Genomic DNA, 19869 nt, shown 5'->3' with positions numbered 1-19869 from the left:
GGCCGGGACCCGATCGGGTCCCGGCCCTCGGCCGTGCGCTGTGCGGGGGGCTACTTCTTGCGGCCGCGCTTCTCGCGCACCCGGACCGAGATGTGGATCGGGGTGCCCTCGAAGCCGAACTCCTCGCGGAGGCGGCGCTCGATGAAGCGGCGGTAGCCGGCCTCCAGGAAGCCCGAGGCGAAGAGGACGAACCGGGGCGGCTTGGTGCCCGCCTGCGTGCCGAAGAGGATGCGGGGCTGCTTGCCGCCGCGGACCGGGTGCGGGTGGGAGGCCACGATCTCGCCGAGGAAGGCGTTCAGCCGGCCGGTGGGGACGCGGGTCTCCCAGCCGGCGAGGGCGGTCTCGATGGCCGGGACCAGCTTCTCCATGTGGCGGCCGGTCTTGGCGGAGACGTTGACCCGGGGCGCCCAGGAGACCTGCTGCATCTCGGTCTCGATCTCGCGCTCCAGGTAGTAGCGGCGCTCCTCGTCCAGATCGTCCCACTTGTTGTAGGCGATGACGATGGCGCGGCCCGACTCGACCGCCATCGTGATGATGCGCTGGTCCTGGACCGAGATGTTGTCGGTGGTGTCGATGAGGATGACGGCCACCTCCGCCTTCTCGACGGCGGCCGCGGTCCGCAGGGAGGCGTAGTAGTCCGCGCCCTCCTGGAGGTGGACCTTCTTGCGGATGCCGGCGGTGTCGACGAACTTCCACGTCACGCCGCCGAGCTCGATCAGCTCGTCGACCGGGTCGCGGGTGGTGCCGGCCAGCTCGTTGACGACGACCCGGTCCTCGCCCGCCACCTTGTTGAGCAGGGAGGACTTGCCGACGTTCGGGCGGCCGATGAGGGCGATGCGGCGCGGGCCGCCGACGGCGTTGCCGAAGCGCTGCGCGGGGGCCTCGGGCAGCTTCTTCAGGACCTCGTCCAGGAGGTCGCCGGTGCCGCGGCCGTGCAGCGAGGAGACCGGGAACGGCTCGCCCAGGCCGAGCGACCAGAGCATGGCCGCGTCGGCCTCGCCGGACTGGCCGTCGACCTTGTTGGCGGCGAGGACGACCGGCTTCCCGGCGCGGCGGAGCAGCTTGACGACGGCCTCGTCGGTGTCGGTGGCGCCGACGGTGGCGTCCACGACGAAGAGGCAGGCGTCGGCGGCCTCGATGGCGAACTCGGCCTGGGCGGCGACGGAGGCGTCGATGCCGAGGACGTCCTGCTCCCAGCCGCCGGTGTCGACGACCTTGAAGCGGCGGCCGGCCCATTCGGCCTCGTAGGTGACGCGGTCGCGGGTGACGCCCGGCTTGTCCTCGACGACGGCCTCGCGGCGGCCGATGATGCGGTTCACCAGGGTCGACTTGCCGACGTTCGGGCGGCCGACGACGGCGAGGACGGGGAGCGGGCCGTGCCCGGCCTCCTCGATCGCGCCCTCGATCTCCTCCGCGTCGAAGCCCTCTTCCGCGGCGAGCTCCATGAACTCCGCGTACTCGGCGTCGCCAAGTGCCCCGTGGTCGTGCTGGTCGTTCATGAAGTCCGTTCCTCGATCATTCGTGGTCGGTGGTTCCCGGTCGACGGGTTCCACTACTGAGAGTCTCGCTCAGCGCCCGGTGAGGCGCCTGGCGTTTTCCAGGTGGGCGGTGAGCTTCCCCTGGATCCGTACGGTGGCCTCGTCCAGCGCCTTGCGGGTGCGCCGGCCCGATCCGTCGCCCGCCTCGAAGGCGTCGCCGAAGACGACGTCGACGCGGCCGCGCAGCGGGGGCAGGGCCTTGACGAGCCGCCCCCGGCGGTCGGTGCTGCCGAGGACGGCGACCGGGACGATCGGCGCGCCGCTGCGGACCGCGAAGTACGCGAGGCCCGCGCGCAGCGAGGCGAAGTCGCCCTCGCCCCGGGTGCCCTCGGGGAAGATCCCGAGGACGCCGCCCCGCTCCAGGACGCCCAGGGCGTGGGATATCGCGGTGCGGTCGGTGCCGTCCCGGTCCACCTTGACCTGCCCGATGCCCTCCAGGAAGCCGCCGAGCGGGCCGACGAACGCCTCCTTCTTGATGAGGAAGTGCACGGGGCGCGGGGCGGTGCCCATGAGCATGGGGCCGTCGATGTTGTGCGCGTGGTTGACGGCGAGGACGACGGGGCCGGAGGCCGGCACCCGCCAGGCGCCGAGGACGCGCGGCTTCCACAGCCCGTACATCAGCCCGATGCCGATGCCGCGGCCGACGGCTGCGCCCTTCGCGGAGGGCACGGTCATCCGACGGCCGCCCTCTTCTCGTCCACCAGGGTGACGACGCACTCGATCACCTGGTCGAGCGTGAGGTCGGTGGTGTCGACCTCGACGGCGTCGTCGGCCTTGGCGAGCGGGGAGGTCTTGCGGCTGGAGTCGGCCGCGTCCCGCTTGACCAGGGCCTCCTGGGTGGCGCGCACGTCGGCGCCCTTGAGCTCGCCGGAGCGGCGGGCGGCACGGGCCGCGGGCGAGGCCGTGAGGAAGATCTTCAGGTCGGCGTCGGGCAGGACGGTGGTGCCGATGTCCCGGCCCTCGACGACGATGCCCTGCTCGGCGCCCCGGGCGATGGTCCGCTGGAGCTCGGTGATGAGCGCGCGCACCTCGGGGACGGCGCTGACGGCGCTGACCTTCGAGGTGACCTCCTCGGTGCGGATGGGGCCGGAGGCGTCGGTGCCGTCCACGGTGATGGTGGGCCGGGACGGGTCGGTGCCGGAGACGATGACCGGCTTGGCGGCGACGGCGGCGACGGCCCCGGCGTCGGAGACGTCCACGCCGTTGCTGATCATCCACCAGGTGATCGCCCGGTACTGGGCGCCGGTGTCGAGGTAGCTCAGCCCCAGCTTGGCGGCGACCGCCTTCGAGGTGCTCGACTTGCCCGTGCCGGACGGCCCGTCGATGGCGACGATCACGGATTCCACGGTGGGAACACCTTCCTGGGGTGGGGTGGCGGACCCGGCGGAGTCGCGACGGGCTTCCCCCAAGGTTACCGAGTCCCACGCACCCGTTCGGCCCAGCCCGTGCCGGACCCCCGGGGCCGGTCCTCCGCCCCCGGGCTCCGGCGTCCGCGTCAGCCCGTGCGGAGGGACCAGCCGCGCTCCTGGAGGGCCGCGCCGAGGACCGGGGCCGCCGAGGGCTCCACCATGAGCTGGACCAGGCCGGCCTGCTGGCCGGTCGCGTGCTCGATGCGGACGTCCTCGATGTTGACGCCCGCGCGGCCCGCGTCGGCGAAGATCCGGGCCAGCTCGCCGGGCCGGTCGCTGATGAGGACGGCGACGGTCTCGTAGGCGGCGGGGGCGGCGCCGTGCTTGCCGGGGACGCGGGAGCGGCCGGCGTTACCGCGGCGCAGGACGTCCTCGACGCCGGTGGCGCCGTCCCGGCGCTTGTCCTCGTCGGCGGACTGGAGGGAGCGCAGGGCGCGCACGGTCTCGTCGAGGTCGGCGGCGACGCCGGAGAGCACGTCGGCGACGGGCCCGGGGTTGGCGGAGAGGATCTCGACCCACATCCGGGGATCGGAGGCGGCGATCCGGGTGACGTCGCGGATGCCCTGCCCGCAGAGGCGCACGGCCGACTCGTCGGCCTCCTCCAGGCGCGCGGCGACCATGGACGACACCAGCTGCGGGGTGTGGGAGACCAGGGCGACGGCCCGGTCGTGGGCGTCGGCGTCCATGACGACGGGGACGGCCCGGCAGAGGGCGACGAGCTCCAGGGCGAGGTTGAGGACCTCGGTGTCGGTGTCCCGGGTGGGGGTGAGGACCCAGGGACGGCCCTCGAAGAGGTCGGCGGTGGCGGCGAGCGGGCCGGAGCGCTCCTTGCCGGACATCGGGTGCGTGCCGATGTACGCGGTGAGGTCGAGGCCCAGGGCCTCCAGCTCCCGCTTCGGCCCGCCCTTGACGCTGGCGACGTCCAGGTAGCCGCGGGCCAGACCGGCGGCCATGGCCCCGGCGAGGGTGGCGGCGGTGTGCGCGGGGGGCACGGCGACGACGGCGAGGTCCACGGGGCCCTCGGGCGCCTCGTCGGTGCCGGCGCCGAGCGCGGCGGCGGTGCGGGCGCGGGTCGGGTCGTGGTCGCGCAGGTGGACGGTGACGCCCCGGCCGGCGAGGGCGAGGGCGGCGGAGGTGCCGATCAGGCCGGTTCCGATGACGAGCGCTGTTCTCACTGGGCGATGTCCTTGCGCAGGGCGGCCGCGGCGCCGAGGTAGACGTGCGCGATCCGGGACTTGGGCAGCTCGGTCTCGACGTGGGCGAGGAGCCGGACGACCCTCGGCATGGCGCCCTCGACGTCGAGTTCCCGGGCGCAGATCAGGGGGACGTCCACGAGGCCGGTGTGCCGGGCCGCGGCGGCGGGGAAGTCGCTGCGCAGATCGGGCGTGGCCGTGAACCAGATGCTGATGAGGTCCTCGGCGGTGAGGCCATTGCGTTCGAGGACGGCGGCGAGCAGCTCCTCGACCCGCTCGCGCATGTGCCCGGCCTCGTCCCGGTCCAGCTGGACGGCGCCTCGGACCGCTCGTACCGCCACGTCGTGCTCCTTCGCCTGCGTCTGTGCTCCGGTCAGCCTAGTCAGGGGCGGCGGGCCGGGAGCACGGCGCCCGCTCTCCGAGACGGGGGCGAACACATGGATCAGGGTCAATGTCACGCGAACCGGTGCGTTCCGCCACTCGGGGTACAGGGGCAGGCGTGTCGCGGGACCCGGCGGCGGCGCGTGGCCAAGCTGGCGCCATGACGTCCCACAGCACGAGCCGCCGTACCGTCCTGCTCGCCGCCGCGGCCCTGACGGCGACGGGCTGCGGCTCGGACGGCGATGACGACGGCGGCGACGGCGGCACCGCCACGGCCACGCCGGAGGCGCCGGAGTCCTCGGAGTCGCCGGAGTCCCCCGAGGGCGACGGCGAGGCGCTGGCCAGGACCTCCGAGATCCCGGTCGGCGGCGGAGCGGTCTTCGCGGAGGAGAAGGTGGTGGTGACGCAGCCGAAGGCCGGCGAGTTCAAGGCGTTCTCGGCGGTCTGCACGCACCAGGGGTGCCTGGTGAACAGGGTCGCGGACGGCACCATCGACTGCCCCTGCCACGGTTCGAAGTTCCGCGTGGCGGACGGCTCGGTGGTGACGGGCCCGGCCACCCGCCCGCTCCCGGCGGAGCGGATTAATGTCTCGGGCGAAACGATCAGCCTGGCGTAGCCTGCCGGGCATGACTCCGGACGAGCTGGTGCGCGAGCACACGATCTACTCCTGTGTGGTGGGCTCGCGCGCCTTCGGTCTGGCGACCGAGGGCAGCGACACGGACGTGCGGGGCGTCTATCTCGCGCCGGCGCCGCTCTTCTGGCGCTTCGACAAGCCCCCGGCGCACGTGGAGGGGCCGCGCGAGGAGCAGTTCAGCTGGGAGCTGGAACGCTTCTGCGAGCTGGCCCTGCGCAACAACCCGAACGTCCTGGAGTGCCTCCACTCCCCCGTCGTCGAGTACGTCGACGACCTCGGCCGCGAGCTGGTCTCCCTGCGCGGCGCCTTCCTCTCCCGGCAGGCCCACCGGACGTTCGTGCGGTACGCGCTCGGCCAGCGCCGCAGGCTGGAGGCGGACGTGCGCCGGTACGGGCACCCGCGCTGGAAGCACGCCATGCACCTGCTGCGGCTCCTGGCGAGCTGCCGCGACCTGCTGCGCACGGGCGAGCTGCGCGTCGACGTCGGCGGGGACCGCGACCGCCTCCTCGCGGTCAAGCGCGGCGAGGTGCCCTGGCCGGAGGTCGAGTCCTGGATGAACCGCCTCCACGAGGAGGCCGACCGCGCCCACGACACCTCTCCGCTGCCCACCGGACCGGACCGCGCGCGCGTGGAGGACTTCCTGGTCCGCGCCCGCCGGGCGTCGGTGTCGAGCGCGCCCTAGGTGTTCCGTCCCGGGAGGTTGTGGACGGGTGAGCCAGGTCTCGGCCGAGGGATCTTGAAGGGGTGTGACCCGGATGCGCCGGAAACCCGCCGGAACTTGATCTCGGCCTGCTGAGTGCCCGCCGGTGTCGGGGATCTCGGCGATGACGGTCGGCCATGCCCTCGACATCTCGGTCTCCAAGATCCCCGACCTCGTCACCCGCGATCAGCTCCGCGTCTCCTCGCGGCGTCCGACAGCGGCCGCATCGGGTACGACGAGCAGCTTGCCGGTGGTACGCCGAGCCTCCAGATCGCTGTGGGCCCGGGCGGCCTCGGACAATGCGTAGCGGCCCGTCACGGTGACCTCAAGCGCCTTGGAGCGCACCCACTCGAACACATCGGCGGCCCGTCGGAGCAGTTCGGACCGATCGGCGATGAAGTCCCCGAGGCTGGGCCGGATCAGGGTGAGCGAACCGCCGTGGGCGAGCCGGATCGGATCGAACGGCGGCACGGCACCACTCGCCGCGCCGAAGAGCACGAGATGGCCGCGGGTTCGCAGGCTGGCGAGGCTCGCGTCGAAGGTGTGCGCGCCGACGCCGTCGAAGACGACCGGCAGCCCCTGACCGCCGTTGAGCCGCCTCACCTCGGCCGCGAGATCGTCGACCGCGGAGGAAAGGATCACCTCGGCGGCCCCGGCACGCTTCGCCAGCTCGGCCTTCGCCGTGGTCGACGTCGTGCCGATCACCCTGCCGCCGAGATGGGTGATGAGCTGGGTCAGAAGCAGCCCCATGCCACCGGCAGCCGCATGCACGAGCACCGTGTCGCCCCCCTGAACCGGGTAGGCGTCCTTGATGAGATAGTGCGCGGTCATGCCTTGCAGGAGCACGGCGGCGGCCGTCTCGAAGCCGATGTCGTCGGGCAGCGGCACCAGCCGGGAGGAGTCCACGACGGCCCGCTCGGCATACGTGCCGGGAATCTCCACCCAACCGACCCGGTCCCCGACCGCGACGTCAGCGACGCCGGGTCCGACTTCGACGACCGTGCCGGCGCCCTCAGCGCCCGGGGTGAAGGGCAGCGGGAGGCTGTACCGGCCTTCGCGGTGGTAGACGTCGAGGAAATTGACCCCGGATGCGGCGACCTCCACGACCGCCTCGCCCGGACCCGGCCGCGGCTGGTCCACCTCGGCCTCCCGCAGCACCTCGGGACCGCCCACTTCGTACACCTGAATCGCTCGCATGGCCCTCCAATAACGGCTCGTCCCCCACCAACCCCGTTGATGGCGATCAACGGCTCATCCCCCACCAACCCCGTTGACGGTGATCCGATTCCCGGCGAGTTCGCGCACGTCGACATCAAGAAGCCCGGCAACGTCCCCGACGGCGGCGGACACGAGGTCCCGGGACAACACGCCTAGGGCGTGTCCGGCGGATCAGGGTCGGGCCGGACCGGTGAGAGGCGCACCCTGCGCCGCACGAGGTCCACGTCCGTGACGACGACCGTCATCCGGTCGCCGACCGCCACGACGTCCTGGAGGACGGCCCCCGGAGCCGGGGCGAGGTCGTCGATGTGGACCAGCCCCTCGACGCCGTCGGCGACCCGGACGAAGACGCCGAACGGAATCAGCTCGGTGACCTCTCCCCGCAGCTCCCGGCCGCACACGACGTGCGCGGCGAACGCGCGCAGCGGATCCGGCTCCATGGCCTTCAGGGAGAGCCTGGCCTCCCCGTTGTACGTGTCGAACTGGAGGAACTCGCACGAGACGCGCTGTCCGACCCGGACGACGTCCTCGAACGACGCGAAGCGCTCCCAGGACAGTTCGGCGGCCGAGACGAACCCGACGCCGGGGAAGAGGGGATGGCCGGGGCCGTCGTCCAGCGCCACGAACACGCCGAACCGCTCGATGGCCGCGACCGTGCCGGAGAGGACCTCGCCGGCACGTCGTGCGTTCAGGAAGTCCCACAGCTCGGGGTGTTCGTCCGGGACGAGCGTCATGGCTCAGGCGTCCCAGAGTGCGCCGAAGGAGATCAGGTCGCTCCGGTACTCGACGCGGTCCGCCCACTCCTCCGGCCAGGCGTCCGCGCCGAGGTGGGCACCGGCGAAGGCGCCCGCGAGGGCGGCGATCGAGTCGGAGTCGCCGCGGGTGCAGGCGGCCCGGCGCAGGGCGGTGAGGGGCTCGCCGGGGAAGAGGAGGAAGCAGAGGAGCCCGGTCGCGAGGGCCTCCTCCGCGATCCAGCCGTCGCCGGTGTACGTGCAGGGGTCGAGCTCCGGGTCGGCCGTGCGCTGGACGGCGTCCAGGCGCTCCAGGACCGCCAGGCACTCGTCCCAGCCGCGCTCGGTGAAGTGCCGGGCGGAGGGGTCCTGGGAGCGGGTCCACAGGTCGCCGAGCCACTCCTCCCGGTAGCGGGAACGGTTCTCGTACGCGTACGAGCGGAGCTGTCCGACGAGCCCGGCGGGGTCCACGCCCCGCGCGAGGAGGTGCACGGCGCGGGCCGTCAGGTCAGAGGCGGCGAGCGCGGTGGGGTGGCCGTGGGTCAGCGCCGACTGGAGCTGCGCGGCGCCCGCCCGCTGCTCGTCGCTCAGCCCGGGGACGAGCCCGATCGGCGCGACCCGCATGTTGGCGCCGCAGCCCTTGGAGTGGATCTGACTGGCGTCCTGCCAGAGCCGGTCGCCGTCCAGGAGCCGGCAGGCGCGCAGGCAGGTGTTGCCGGGGGCGCGGTTGTTCTCCGGGGAGTGGTACCAGTCGACGAACTCCCCGCGCACCGGCCGGGCGAGGCGCCGCGGGGTGAGGACGCCCCGGTCCATGGCGGTGCGAATGCCCCGGGCGAAGGCGAGGGTCATCTGGGTGTCGTCGGTGACGTACGCCTTCCCGTTCCTGACGGGGAGTTTCATCTCCCGCCACGGCCCGCACTTCGCGAGGATCGAGGGAACGTCATTGAACTCGGTGGGAAAGCCCAGCGCGTCGCCGAGCGCGAGTCCGATCAGGGACCCGGTCGCGGCCCGCTCGACGGCGGTGGGTGCGTGGTTCACGAGGAGCGTCCTTCCGGTCGCAGGAGGGGCGGGTGGAGGGTCGTGGTCCCGCCCGCCCGGTAGAGGGCGGCCGGTTTCCCCCGTCCGCCGGTGAGGCGCGGCGGTCCCTCCACGGCCCGGACGAAGCCGGGCGTGGCGAGGACCTTGCGCCGGAAGTTGGGGCGGTCGAGTTCGACGCCCCAGACCGTCTCGTAGACCTGCCGCAGCTCGCCGAGGGTGAACTCGGGCGGGCAGAAGGCCGTGGCGAGGCAGGTGTACTCGAGCTTGGCGCCGACCCGTTCGTGGGCGTCGGCGAGGATCCGGTCGTGGTCGAAGGCGAGCGGCCCGTGCGTCCCGTACGGGATCCACCGCGCCTGCGCCGCGTCCCCGCCGCCGCGCGGCTCGGGCGGGTCCGGTACGAGCGCGGTGAAGGCGACGGAGACGACCCGCATCCTCGGGTCGCGGTCCGGCTCGGTGTAGGTGCGGAGCTGTTCGAGGTGGAGTCCGGCGACGGTGGCGCCGGAGAGCCCGGTCTCCTCGGCGAGTTCGCGGCGGGCGGCGGTCTCGGCGGACTCACGGGGCAGCACGAAGCCGCCGGGCAGCGCCCAGGACCCGGCGTACGGCTCCTGGGCGCGTTCGACGAGCAGGACGTGGAGGCGTTCCTCGCGGATCGTCAGGACGGCGAGGTCGACGGTGACGGCGAACGGCTCGAAGGCGCGGGGGTCGTAGCCCTCGGGGGCCCGGTGGGCGGTCATCGGCGCTCCGGCAGGGGGTCGGTGAGGCCCGGGCCCTCGGCGAGCAGCGCGTCCACGGCGGCGACGGCGGTGGCGAGCCGTTCCTCGTGCGGGCCGGTGAGCACGACCGTGCGGCGGCCGGAGTGCGCGAGCTGGGTGAGGAAGCGGGCGGTCATCCAGGGCCGCAGGTGCTCCCCGTCGCGCAGTCCGTCGTCCTCGAAGTCGACGCCCCGGTGGTCGGTGAGGAGCCAGAGGTGCTGCCGGCCGCGGGCGGCGATCTCGCCGGTGTCGGGGCTGGTGGTGCCCATGTACCGCTCGTGCCAGATGGTGGTGGCGAAGGCGTCGGTGTCGCAGACGAGGACGGGCGAGCCGGCGCGGGCGGCCTCCTCCTCCAGTTCGGCCTGGCGCTGGGCGATGACGGGGAAGTCGGAGGAGCGGAAGACGACGTCGGACCAGGTGGCGCCGGGGCGTTCGGCCCTCAGCTCGGCGAGCTTGAGCTCGCTGTACTCGCGCCCGTACTCCGGTACGTACCGGGTGCGGGCCCAGACGCCGCCGCGCCGCCGGTAGTGGTCGGCGAGGGCGAGGGCCATGGTGGTGGTGCCGGTGGACTCGGCGCCGAGGACGACGACCCGGCGGGCGAGCGCGGCCCGCACGGGGGCCTCCAGGTGGTCCCAGCAGCCGGCGGGGTCCGCGCGGACGGCGGTGCCGGAGACGGGGAAGCGGACGCGGTCGGGGTCGACGAGGACGGACGCGGCGCCGAAGCGGCGGCCGAGCTCCTCCCCGTACGGCTCCGAGGTGAAGACGGCGTCGACGCGTTCGGGCACGGCGGCCCGGAAGACGGCCATGTGGGCCTCCCAGACGTCGGGGTCGTGGAGGTCGACGGGGTGGTCGTCGACGGCGCCGACGACGAGGGCGTCGGGGTGGACCTCGCGCATCCAGGCGACGCGGTCCTCCAGGGGCACGGATTCGGCGGAGGAGGCGCAGACGAGGACGGTGAGGCGCTCGCAGCGGTCGAGGGCGGTGCGGACGAGGTGGTGGTGGCCGGCGTGCGGCGGATAGAACTTGCCGAGGACGAGGCCGTGCCCGTAGCGCTTCACGCCGTCGCCCCCACCGGTCGCCGGGTCTCCGTGAGGTCCCGGGTCCAGCCGCGCAGGCCGAGGACGCAGAGCGCCATGAAGCCGACGTACAGCAGGGAGGTCAGGTACAGGCCCTTGTGCGCGTACAGCGGCACGTAGACGACGTCGGCGGCGATCCAGAGCCACCAGGACTCCAGGCGCTTCCGGCACTGGCCGTAGGTGGCCATGAGGGAGAGCGCGGTGGTCAGGGCGTCCCAGAAGGGGACGGTCGAGTCGGTGGCGCGGTCGAGCAGCAGGGTGAGCCCGAGGGTCCCCACCACCCCCGCCGCGAGCAGCCACGTCCATTCGGCGCGCGTGGTGCGGCGCACCGGAAGGGCGTCGGAGCCCGGTCCACCCCCGTGGGTCCAGGTCCACCAGCCGTACGCGGCGAGGGTGATGAAGACGATCTGGAGGCCGGCGTCGGCGTAGAGCCCCGCCTGCGTGAAGAGCAGGACGAAGAAGAGGTTGTTGGCGATGCCGATCGGCCAGTTGGCCACGTGCTGGCGGGCCACCAGCCAGACGCAGAGCGCCCCGCTGCCGAAGCCCAGGACCTCGGTCCAGCTGACCGGGGTGTCCAGGACGGTGAGGAGCGGCCGCTGCAGGGGTTCGAGCAAAGTCGCGAGGCTCACGCCCGCCTCCTTAAGAGTCACCCTGACTATAAAGGGTGGCGGACGGCGCCCACAAGGGCCGGGCGCGGACGCGAAGGGGCCCGTGACCGCCGGAACGGTCACGGGCCCCTTCGCAGGCGCACCTCGGGGGTGCTACATGTTGACTTCCTTCATCAGCATGCCGACCTCCGTGTTGGTCAGGCGGCGCAGCCAGCCCGACTTCTGGTCGCCCAGGCCGATCGGGCCGAAGGCGGTGCGGACCAGCTTCTCGACCGGGAAGCCCGCCTCGGCCAGCATCCGGCGCACGATGTGCTTGCGGCCCTCGTGCAGGGTGACCTCGACCAGGTAGTTCTTGCCGGTCTGCTCGACCACGCGGAAGTGGTCGGCGCGGGCGTAGCCGTCCTCCAGCTGGATGCCGTCCTTGAGCCGCCGGCCGACCTCGCGGGGCAGCGGGCCGGTGATGGCGGCCAGGTACGTCTTCTTCACGCCGTACTTCGGGTGCGTGAGGCGGTGGGCCAGCTCGCCGTGGTTGGTGAGCAGGATGATGCCCTCGGTCTCCGTGTCGAGCCGGCCGACGTGGAAGAGCCGGGTCTCGCGGTTGGTGACGTAGTCGCCGAGGCACTGGCGGCCGTCCGGGTCCTCCATGGTGGAGACGACGCCGGCGGGCTTGTTCAGCGCGAAGAACAGGTACGACTGGGTGGCGACGGTCAGGCCGTCCACCTTGATCTCGTCCTTCTCCGGGTCCACGCGCTTGCCCTGCTCCAGGACGATCTCGCCGTTGACCTCGACCCTGGCCTGCTCGATCAGCTCCTCGCAGGCGCGGCGCGAGCCCATGCCGGCGCGGGCGAGGACCTTCTGCAGCCGCTCGCCCTCCTGCTCGGCGCCGGGGAAGGTCTTGGGGGTCTTGATCTCGGGCCGGTTCTCGTACCGCTCCCGGTTGCGCTGCTCGATCTTGGCGTCGAGCTCGCGCGAGCGGGCCGGGGCCTGCCGCTGACCGTGCGGGCCACGACGGGGCGGGGTGCCGCCCTGCGGGGCCTTGGGGCCGCCCTTGGCGCCGCCGCGGGCCGCGGAGCCACGGCCCTTCTTCGGGGCCTCGGCGGGCGGGCTCACGTCGTAGGAGCGCTCCTCGGGGCGAGGCCGGCGCGGGTTGCTCGGACGCTTCTGGTCGTCACGGCCGCCACCGCCCTGGTAGCCACCGCCCTGGTAGCCACTGCCACCACCGCGGTAACCGCCGCCACCGGAGCCGCTGCCACCACGGCCGCCACCGGAGCCACCGGAGCCACTGCCGCCCCGGTAACCGCCGCCACCGCCGGCACCGCTGCCACCACGGCCGCCACCGCTGCTGCCGCCGCGGCCGCCGCTGTTGCCACCACGGCTCCCGCCGTTGTTTCCGCTGCTGTTCCTGCCGCTGCTGCTTCGCATCAAAGTTCCGTCTTGTCGTCTACGTCTGCGTCGGGTTCGAACGACGGGACGCCTTCGAGGGAGTCCGGCTCGACCGCCTCCGCCTCGGGGAGGAAGGGGGCGAGCTCGGGGAGTTCGTCCAGGCCGCGCAGGCCCATCCGCTCCAGGAAGTAGTTCGTCGTCCTGTACAGGATCGCACCTGTTTCGGGTTCCGCGCCCGCCTCCTCCACCAGACCCCGCTGGAGGAGGGTCCGCATCACGCCGTCGCAGTTGACCCCGCGGACCGCCGAGACGCGGGAACGGCTGACCGGCTGGCGGTACGCGACGACCGCGAGGGTCTCCAGGGCCGCCTGGGTGAGCCGGGCCTGCTGGCCCTCCAGGACGAAGGCCTCGACGGCCGGGGCGTACGCGGGACGGGTGTAGTAGCGCCAGCCCCCGGCGACCTGGCGCAGCTCGAAGCCGTGGCCCTGGGCGGTGTACTCGTCGGCCAGCTCGCGCAGGGCGTCGGCGACCTCCCGGGGGGCGCGGCCGAGGACCTTGGCGAGGTGGGCCTCGGTGGCGGGCTCGTCGACGACCATGAGGACGGCTTCGAGGGAGGGCTTGAGGTCGGTGTCGGTGTCGGCGTCGATGTCGGGGGCGCTCACGCGCGGGCCTCCGTTTCCTGTCCGGGTTCCTGGTCGAACTCGTCGGTGACCCTGGTCTCCCCGTCCCCGCCGGTCCAGGAGACCGTGAGGTCGCCCAGGGCGGTCTCCTGGTCGAGCGCGACGGCCCGCTCCCGGTAGAGCTCCAGGAGGGCGAGGAAGCGGGCGACGACGGTGAGGGTGTCGCCGGCGTCCTCGATCAGCTCCCGGAAGGCCGCCGTGCCGCGCTCGCGGAGCAGGGCGGCGACCACGGCGGCCTGCTCGCGGACGCTGACGAGGGGGGCGTGGATGTGCTCGACGTACACCTGCGGCTCGGCCTTGGGCTGCATGGCCTTGACGGCCAGCTTCGCGAAGCCCTCGGCGCCGATGGAGATGATCACCTCGGGGAGCAGCTCGGCGTGGTGGGGTTCGAGCCCGACGGTACGGGGGTGCCGACGGCCCTCGTTCTCCCAGCGCTCCTCGAAGATCGCCGCGACCCGTTTGTACGCGCGGTACTGGAGGAGCCGGGCGAAGAGCAGGTCGCGGGCCTCCAGGAGGGCGAGGTCGGCCTCGTCCTCCACCTCGGCGGCGGGCAGCAGCCGGGCGGTCTTGAGGTCGAGCAGGGTGGCGGCGACGACGAGGAACTCGGTGGTCTGGTCGAGGTCCCCGTCGGGCCCGAGGGCGCGCAGGTGGGCCATGAACTCGTCGGTGACCCGGGAGAGCGCGACCTCGGTGACGTCGAGCTTGTGCTTGGTGATGAGCTGGAGCAGCAGGTCGAAGGGCCCCTCGAAGTTCGAGAGCCGCACGGTGAACCGCCCGTCGGCGCCGGCGGGGGGCTGGTGGGTCCCGCCGGGGGCCTTTTCCGACCCGTCACCGGTCCGCTCGGCCCCGCCGGGGACCTGTTCCGGCCCGTCACCGGTCCGCTCGGTCCCACCGGGGGCCTGCTCGGCATCGCCGAGTACCTGCCCGAGCCCGCCGGGTAGCCGTTCGCCCCCGTCACCGGCCCACTCGCCGCCCCCGTCGCCCGTCCCGGCCCGTACGGCCCCGGCGTCGACCCGTTCGAGCGGCGCGAAGGCCGCGGAGGCCCCAGAGGTCTCGGCGGGGGCCCCGGCGGCCCCGGGTGCGGCCCCGGCCCCTACGGGCGGCTCGGGGGCTTCGGCGGCCTCCGGGTCCGGCTCGCCCGGCTCCGCCCCCCGCAGGGGCCCCGCGCCCCCTCCGCGCCCCAGAGCGCGGCGGCGCGGCGGGCGGGACGTTTCGTCGGGGGCGGAGCCGGGGGCGTGGTGCATGGGGGTCCAGGGGGAGCGGGGAGCGGGGCAGCCCGCAGGCTATCGTCAGCGGCCGCGCAGACGGCGGACGAGGATGCTCGCGTCGCCGCGGGACTCCAGGTCCGCCAGGACGACCGCGACGGCCTCCCGGACGATCCGGCCCCGGTCGACGGCGAGGCCGTGCTCGCCGCGCAGCACGAGGCGGGCGTGCTCCAGGTCCATCAGCTCCTCGGCGGAGACGTAGACCGTGATCTTCTCGTCGTGGCGCTCGCGGCCGCTGGGCCGCCGGCTCGCGGTGCGCCCGCCGCCGCGCCGCCGGGGCGCGGCGGCCTGGCCGGGGGCGGCGGCCGGAGCCGCCTTCTCGGTCTCGGGGGACGTCCGGGCGCGCGGTTCCGCGGCCTCGGAGTCCGCGGCCGCGTGCTCCGCGGAGCCCTCGGCCGCCGCCGGGTCGCTCTCGCCCGCCGGTGCCGGGACGGCCCGGCGGGGTGAGGACGCCTGGAGCGCCGTCCCCCCGGTCGTACGGAAGAGTTCGTCGGCGCCGGGCAGACTCACTCGGCGTGACACCGGGCGAGCACCTCCCTGGCGAGCTGGCGGTAGGCGGCGGCGCCCACGGAGTTGGAGGCGTACGTGGTGATGGGCTCGCCGGCGACCGTGGTCTCCGGGAAGCGCACGGTCCGCCCGATGACCGTGTGGTACACGTGGTCGTCGAAGGCCTCGACGACGCGCGCGAGCACCTCGCGGCTGTGCACGGTCCGGGAGTCGTACATCGTGGCGAGGATGCCGTCGAGCTCCAGCTCGGGGTTGAGCCGCTCCTGCACCTTCTCGATGGTCTCGGTCAGCAGGGCGACGCCGCGCAGCGCGAAGAACTCGCACTCCAGCGGCACGATGACCTTGTGAGCGGCCGTCAGGGCGTTCACGGTCAGCAGGCCGAGCGAGGGCTGACAGTCGATCACGATGTAGTCGTAGTCGTTCATCAGCGGCTTCAGGGCGCGCTGGAGCGTGGACTCGCGCGCGACCTCGCTGACGAGCTGGACTTCGGCGGCCGAGAGGTCGATGTTGCTCGGCAGCAGGTCCATGTTGGGCACGGCGGTCTTCAGGAGGACCTCGTCCGCCGACATGCCCCGCTCCATGAGCAGGTTGTAGACGGTGAGGTCGAGCTCCATCGGGTTCACGCCGAGGCCGACCGACAGGGCTCCCTGCGGGTCGAAGTCGACGAGCAGGACCCGCCGTCCGTACTCGGCGAGCGCGGCGCCCAGGTTGATGGTCGACGTGGTCTTGCCGACGCCGCCCTTCTGGTTGCACATCGCGATGATCTTCGCGGGTCCGTGGTCGGTCAGCGGGCCCGGGATCGGGAAGTACGGCAGGGGCCGTCCGGTCGGGCCGATCCGCTCGCGGCGCTGGCGGGCAGCGTCGGGCGCGAGGGTGGCCGCGTACTCCGGATCGGGCTCGTACTCGGCGTCGGGGTCGTAGAAGTGCCCCTCGGGCACCTCGTCGTAGGCGGCGAAGTGGGTGGACTCTCGGCCCATCTCGTTGCCGGCCGTGGCGTTCACGTGTAGGCCGTCCATCGTCTTCATCGTGTGGGCTGTCGTCACGGGCTGGTGCGTCGCGAAGGTCCGCACCGCGACGGAGCCGATCGGAGCTCCCGGCGCACCACTCCCGGGAGTAAATGTCGACTCATTCACAAGTCGTCTTACCTCCTTGAGTGTGACCAGGAACATTTATCGATAGGTCAGCGTGGCACCATGCCGACGGTTGGCGACTCTATGGCGTGTCACCGGTCTGCAGCAACACAATCCGCCGGACCCGGCCCGATGTGTCGGCAACCGAACACGTCTCTGTCAAGGGCGCGCGGCCACGCATCCGTACGTTTCCGGGGTGTGCGAAACGGTTAAAGAGTTACGTTCGCCGCGAGTTGCCCGAACGTTTCGGCGTGGCCGGAGACACAGTCGGCCGGACCTTGTCGAACAAGGTCCGGCCGGGTGCGTGGTATTGACGGCGCGCGTTGACGGCGGCGCCGCGGGGGTCAGCCCAGGAGGCCGAGCAGCTCGGTGTGCGGGAGGCCGTGCGCCTCGGCGACCTCCTTGTAAACCACCTTGCCGTCATGGGTGTTGAGACCCAGGGCGAGGGCGGCGTCGCGGCGCAGCGCCTCGGCCCAGCCGTTGTTCGCCAGCGACACGATGTAGGGCAGCGTGGCGTTGGTGAGGGCGTAGGTGGAGGTGTTCGGGACCGCGCCGGGCATGTTGGCGACGCAGTAGAAGACCGAGTCGTGGACCCGGAAGGTCGGCTCGGCGTGGGTGGTCGGGTGCGAGTCCTCGAAGCAGCCGCCCTGGTCGATCGCGATGTCGACAAGGACACTTCCGGGCTTCATCTTGGCGACGAGCTCGTTGGTGACCAGCTTCGGGGCCTTGGCGCCCGGGATGAGGACGGCGCCGATGACGAGGTCGGCCTCGACGACGGCCTTCTCCAGCTCGTAGGCGTTGGAGACGATCGTCTGCACCTTGGTGCCGAAGACCTTGTCGGCCTCGCGGAGCTTGTTGATGTCCTTGTCGAGCAGGGTCACGTGGAAGCCCATGCCGACGGCGATCTGGGTGGCGTTCCAGCCGGAGACGCCGCCGCCGATGACGACCGCCTTGCCGGCGTGGGTGCCGGGGACGCCGCCGGGCAGGACGCCGCGGCCGCCGGCCGAGCGCATCAGGTGGTAGGCGCCGACCTGCGGGGCCAGGCGGCCCGCGACCTCGGACATCGGGGCGAGCAGCGGGAGCGCGCGGTTGGCGGTCTCGACGGTCTCGTACGCGATGGCGGTGGTGCCGGAGGCGAGCAGCGCGTCGGTGCACTCGCGGGAGGCGGCGAGGTGCAGGTAGGTGAAGAGGGTCTGGTCCTTGCGGAGGCGGTGGTACTCCTCCGCGATGGGCTCCTTGACCTTGAGCAGCAGGTCGGCGACGGCCCAGACCTCGTCGGCGGTGGGGAGGATCGCGGCGCCGGCGGCGACGTACTCCGCGTCCGTGATCGAGGAGCCGACACCGGCGTTCTGCTCGACGAAGACCTGGTGGCCGTGGCGGACGAGCTCGTGGACACCGGCGGGGGTGATGGCCACGCGGAACTCGTTGTTCTTGACCTCGCGGGGGATGCCGACCTTCATCGTCGATCACGGTCCTTGAATCAGGGAGGGATAACTGGCGCACTGCGATACATACCCGGATGCATGGCAGCGCACCGGGGCAGACCACGTTCGAACGCGGCGGACCCAGTCTAATGAAGGAGTTCCCGCTGTCTAGCCTTTCAAAGTACTAATCTTCGACGGACCCACTGCGGATTTCGCAGGCGGATGGTTCCGTTTCCAGCAGTCTCTCCGCTCCGGCCCGGTGCAGCCGGGCCGCCGCCGGGTCGCCGAGCCGGTCGAGGGTGTCGGCGAGGCGCAGCCGGAGCGCCGCCTGGAGCCGGGTGTCCTCGGCCCGGCGGGCCCACTCCACGGCCTCCTCGCAGGTCCGCAGGGACTCCTCGGGCCGCCCGGCGTACTCCTGGACCCGGGCCGCCTCGCTCAACGCCCTTGCGTAGCCCGGGAGATCGGAGAGCCTGCGGTAGCCGGCGGCGGCGGCCCGCCAGTTCCGCAGGGCCTCCCCGTACCGCCCCGCGTAGGTCTGCACGGCGCCGAGGCGGGCGTACAGCCGGGCCTGGTCGGCACGCTCGTCGCGGGCGAGGCGCTGGGCGAGCGCCCGTCCGTACCAGTCGCCGGCCCGCTGCCAGTCCCCCAGCTCCTGATAGGAGCCACCTACGGATTCCATCGCCCGACCGGTCGCGTACGGGTCATTTGCTGCGCGTCCGGCCTCCAAAGCCGACCGATATCGCAGCAGAGCCTCCTTCGTCCTGCCGGTGCGGGCGTCGAGGTCGGCCAGGTTGAGCAGGGCCGCGGCCCGCTCGCGGTGCAGTCCGCGCCGCTCCGCCACGTCCAGGACGAGCCGGTGCAGCCCGTACAGCTCGGGGGCGGCGGCCTCGGCGCCCCGGTGCGCGGTGAGCGCCCGGACCAGGGAGGCGATCAGGCGGCGGGCCAGGGTGTCGAGCTCCCCGTCGGCGACGGCGAGGCGGGCGGAGGCCAGCAGGACGGGCCGCCGGGAGTCCAGCCAGGCGGCCCCGGCGGCGGCGTTCGGGAAGCGCAGGGCGCGCGGCAGCCCGGCCAGCTTCCTGCGGGCGGGCGAGCCCTCGGGCTCGGTGACCGCGCGGCAGGACTGGAGGAGCCGCACGGTCCGCTCCAGCATCCGGGCCCGGGCGAGCTGCACCTCGGCGGGCCGGTCGCGCTCCTCCAGTTGCGCGCGGAGGAGGGGGACGAGATGGGCGCGCACCTCGTACTGCCCGTCCTCGCCGGCCGAGACGAGCCCCAGGGCCTCGAAGTCGGCGAGCGTGGTGGCGGCCGCCGAGACCGAGCAGCCGGCCAGGGCGGAGGCGGTGTGGGCGTCGGCACGGCCGAGCGGGGCGAGGACCAGGAACCGCAGTATCCGGGAGGCGGTGGCGGGCAGCGCCTCGTGGGCGAGCAGGAAGGCCCGGGTGAGGGGGTCGCCGCCGATCCCGCGCAGCCGCTTGGCGAGGTCGGCGACGGAGGCCTTGGGGTGGGTGGAGAGCCAGCCGCCGGCGAGGACGACCGCGGCGGGCAGCCCGCCGCACTCCTCGACCAGGGTCTCGGCGGCCTGCGGGTCGACGGTGACGCGGACGGAGCCGGTGAAGGAGGTGAGCAGTTCGATGGCCGACTTGGGGTCGAGGCCGCCGAGGGTGCAGGGCCGTACGTCGGGGATGCCGGTGAGCGGCCCTCCGGCGACCCCGATCACCAGGGTGCCGGGCTCGTCGGGGATCAGCGGGTCCGCCTGCTCGGCGTCGACGGCGTCGTCGAGGACCAGGACGGCCCGGCGCCCGGTGAAGGCGCCGCGGACCAGTTCGGTCAGCTCGTCCTCGGCGGCGCCGGGCGGCTCGGCGACCCCGAGGGCGGCGAGGAGTTCCTGGGCGGCCCGGCCGGTGGGGACGGGCTCGCCGCCGGGTTCGGTCAGCCGGACGCAGAAGATCCCGTCGGGGTACCGGTCGGCGACCCCGGCGGCCAGCTCCTCGGCGAGGGCGGTGCGTCCCGAGCCCGGCTTCCCGGCGACGAGCAGGACCCGGGCGCGGGGCACCTTGCGGCCGGTGAGGGTGTCGAGGCCGGTCCGTTCGATGTCGGCGCGCAGGGCCTTCAACTCGCGCTGGCGGCCGAAGAACCGCCGGCTGCCGGTTGCCGCCACCGCCTGATCCGTCACGGGCCACGCTCCCGTCCACCTGCGCACGAGCC

The 19869-nt window shown here is 73.2% G+C and carries 21 protein-coding genes; 3 read left to right on the top strand and 18 right to left on the bottom strand.

Features of this window, described 5'->3' with window-relative positions:
* Positions 1-50: 50 nt before the first annotated feature.
* The 5 genes from der to aroH all read right to left on the bottom strand — a co-directional run bounded on the left by der (position 51) and on the right by aroH (position 4481).
* The gene (gene der, locus ACWGSR_RS34150; protein ID WP_376241592.1) at positions 51-1499 is read right to left on the bottom strand and encodes a ribosome biogenesis GTPase Der; all 1449 of its coding nucleotides are present in this window, start codon (positions 1497-1499) and stop codon (positions 51-53) included.
* 69 nt (positions 1500-1568) lie between these two features.
* Positions 1569-2213 carry a lysophospholipid acyltransferase family protein gene (locus ACWGSR_RS34145; RefSeq protein WP_376241590.1) on the bottom strand — a complete coding sequence of 215 codons (645 nt, stop codon included), beginning with the start codon at positions 2211-2213 and terminating at the stop codon, positions 1569-1571.
* Entirely contained in the window at positions 2210-2884 is a 675-nt protein-coding gene (gene cmk, locus ACWGSR_RS34140; RefSeq protein ID WP_376241588.1) for a (d)CMP kinase, read from the bottom strand. The genes ACWGSR_RS34145 and cmk overlap by 4 nt, the downstream gene beginning before the upstream one ends.
* Positions 2885-3033: 149 nt before the next feature.
* Positions 3034-4122 carry a prephenate dehydrogenase gene (locus ACWGSR_RS34135; protein ID WP_376241586.1) on the bottom strand — a complete coding sequence of 363 codons (1089 nt, stop codon included), beginning with the start codon at positions 4120-4122 and terminating at the stop codon, positions 3034-3036.
* Positions 4119-4481 carry a chorismate mutase gene (gene aroH / locus ACWGSR_RS34130; RefSeq protein ID WP_376241584.1) on the bottom strand — a complete coding sequence of 121 codons (363 nt, stop codon included), beginning with the start codon at positions 4479-4481 and terminating at the stop codon, positions 4119-4121. The genes ACWGSR_RS34135 and aroH overlap by 4 nt, the downstream gene beginning before the upstream one ends.
* Before the next feature lie 200 nt (positions 4482-4681).
* On the opposite strand from aroH, the gene ACWGSR_RS34125 reads away from it, so the two are divergent.
* Entirely contained in the window at positions 4682-5137 is a 456-nt protein-coding gene (locus tag ACWGSR_RS34125; RefSeq protein WP_453572596.1) for a Rieske (2Fe-2S) protein, read from the top strand.
* A 10-nt stretch (positions 5138-5147) separates the two neighbouring features.
* Entirely contained in the window at positions 5148-5837 is a 690-nt protein-coding gene (locus tag ACWGSR_RS34120) for a nucleotidyltransferase domain-containing protein (protein ID WP_453572593.1), read from the top strand.
* Between the two features lie 204 nt (positions 5838-6041).
* On the opposite strand, the gene ACWGSR_RS34115 is transcribed toward ACWGSR_RS34120, so the two are convergent.
* A complete protein-coding gene (locus ACWGSR_RS34115; RefSeq protein WP_376241578.1) occupies positions 6042-7052 on the bottom strand; it encodes a quinone oxidoreductase family protein in 1011 nt (336 codons plus the stop codon).
* A 39-nt stretch (positions 7053-7091) separates the two neighbouring features.
* On the opposite strand from ACWGSR_RS34115, the gene ACWGSR_RS34110 reads away from it, so the two are divergent.
* Positions 7092-7229 (top strand): hypothetical protein, encoded by a 138-nt coding sequence (locus ACWGSR_RS34110; RefSeq protein ID WP_453572589.1) that lies wholly within the window; start codon positions 7092-7094, stop codon positions 7227-7229.
* Here the strand turns inward: ACWGSR_RS34110 and ACWGSR_RS34105 are convergent.
* The 12 genes from ACWGSR_RS34105 to ACWGSR_RS34050 all read right to left on the bottom strand — a co-directional run bounded on the left by ACWGSR_RS34105 (position 7226) and on the right by ACWGSR_RS34050 (position 19837).
* Positions 7226-7807 carry a S1 RNA-binding domain-containing protein gene (locus ACWGSR_RS34105; RefSeq protein ID WP_453572587.1) on the bottom strand — a complete coding sequence of 194 codons (582 nt, stop codon included), beginning with the start codon at positions 7805-7807 and terminating at the stop codon, positions 7226-7228. The genes ACWGSR_RS34110 and ACWGSR_RS34105 overlap by 4 nt on opposite strands.
* A gap of 3 nt (positions 7808-7810) precedes the next feature.
* Positions 7811-8842 carry an ADP-ribosylglycohydrolase family protein gene (locus ACWGSR_RS34100; protein WP_453572584.1) on the bottom strand — a complete coding sequence of 344 codons (1032 nt, stop codon included), beginning with the start codon at positions 8840-8842 and terminating at the stop codon, positions 7811-7813.
* Entirely contained in the window at positions 8839-9576 is a 738-nt protein-coding gene (locus ACWGSR_RS34095) for an NUDIX hydrolase (protein WP_453572581.1), read from the bottom strand. The genes ACWGSR_RS34100 and ACWGSR_RS34095 overlap by 4 nt, the downstream gene beginning before the upstream one ends.
* Positions 9573-10652: an AAA family ATPase gene (locus ACWGSR_RS34090; protein ID WP_453572578.1), complete on the bottom strand. Its 1080-nt coding sequence runs from the start codon at positions 10650-10652 to the stop codon at positions 9573-9575. Before ACWGSR_RS34090 ends, ACWGSR_RS34095 begins: the two co-directional genes overlap by 4 nt.
* Entirely contained in the window at positions 10649-11299 is a 651-nt protein-coding gene (gene pnuC, locus ACWGSR_RS34085; RefSeq protein ID WP_453572575.1) for a nicotinamide riboside transporter PnuC, read from the bottom strand. Before pnuC ends, ACWGSR_RS34090 begins: the two co-directional genes overlap by 4 nt.
* 132 nt (positions 11300-11431) lie before the next feature.
* Entirely contained in the window at positions 11432-12700 is a 1269-nt protein-coding gene (locus ACWGSR_RS34080) for a pseudouridine synthase (protein ID WP_453572568.1), read from the bottom strand.
* On the bottom strand, positions 12700-13257 hold the full coding sequence (scpB, locus tag ACWGSR_RS34075) for an SMC-Scp complex subunit ScpB (protein WP_453572606.1): 558 nt from the start codon (positions 13255-13257) through the stop codon (positions 12700-12702). Before scpB ends, ACWGSR_RS34080 begins: the two co-directional genes overlap by 1 nt.
* Positions 13258-13319: 62 nt before the next feature.
* Complete coding sequence (locus ACWGSR_RS34070; RefSeq protein WP_453572565.1) at positions 13320-14585, bottom strand: segregation and condensation protein A; 1266 nt, start codon at positions 14583-14585, stop codon at positions 13320-13322.
* Positions 14586-14630: 45 nt separating this feature from the next.
* Positions 14631-15116, bottom strand: a complete 486-nt coding sequence (locus tag ACWGSR_RS34065; protein ID WP_453572603.1) for a hypothetical protein — start codon at positions 15114-15116, stop codon at positions 14631-14633.
* Positions 15113-16138 (bottom strand): ParA family protein, encoded by a 1026-nt coding sequence (locus ACWGSR_RS34060; RefSeq protein WP_030212665.1) that lies wholly within the window; start codon positions 16136-16138, stop codon positions 15113-15115. The genes ACWGSR_RS34065 and ACWGSR_RS34060 overlap by 4 nt, the downstream gene beginning before the upstream one ends.
* Positions 16139-16587: 449 nt before the next feature.
* Positions 16588-17703: an alanine dehydrogenase gene (gene ald, locus ACWGSR_RS34055; RefSeq protein WP_376241564.1), complete on the bottom strand. Its 1116-nt coding sequence runs from the start codon at positions 17701-17703 to the stop codon at positions 16588-16590.
* Positions 17704-17851: 148 nt separating this feature from the next.
* Positions 17852-19837 (bottom strand): NB-ARC domain-containing protein, encoded by a 1986-nt coding sequence (locus tag ACWGSR_RS34050; protein WP_453572562.1) that lies wholly within the window; start codon positions 19835-19837, stop codon positions 17852-17854.
* Positions 19838-19869: the final 32 nt, after the last annotated feature.

It is taken from the genome of Streptomyces sp. NPDC055632, from assembly GCF_053618675.1.
The sequence above is the reverse complement of the archived record's forward strand: the minus strand, read 5'-3'. Positions and strand labels throughout refer to the sequence as shown.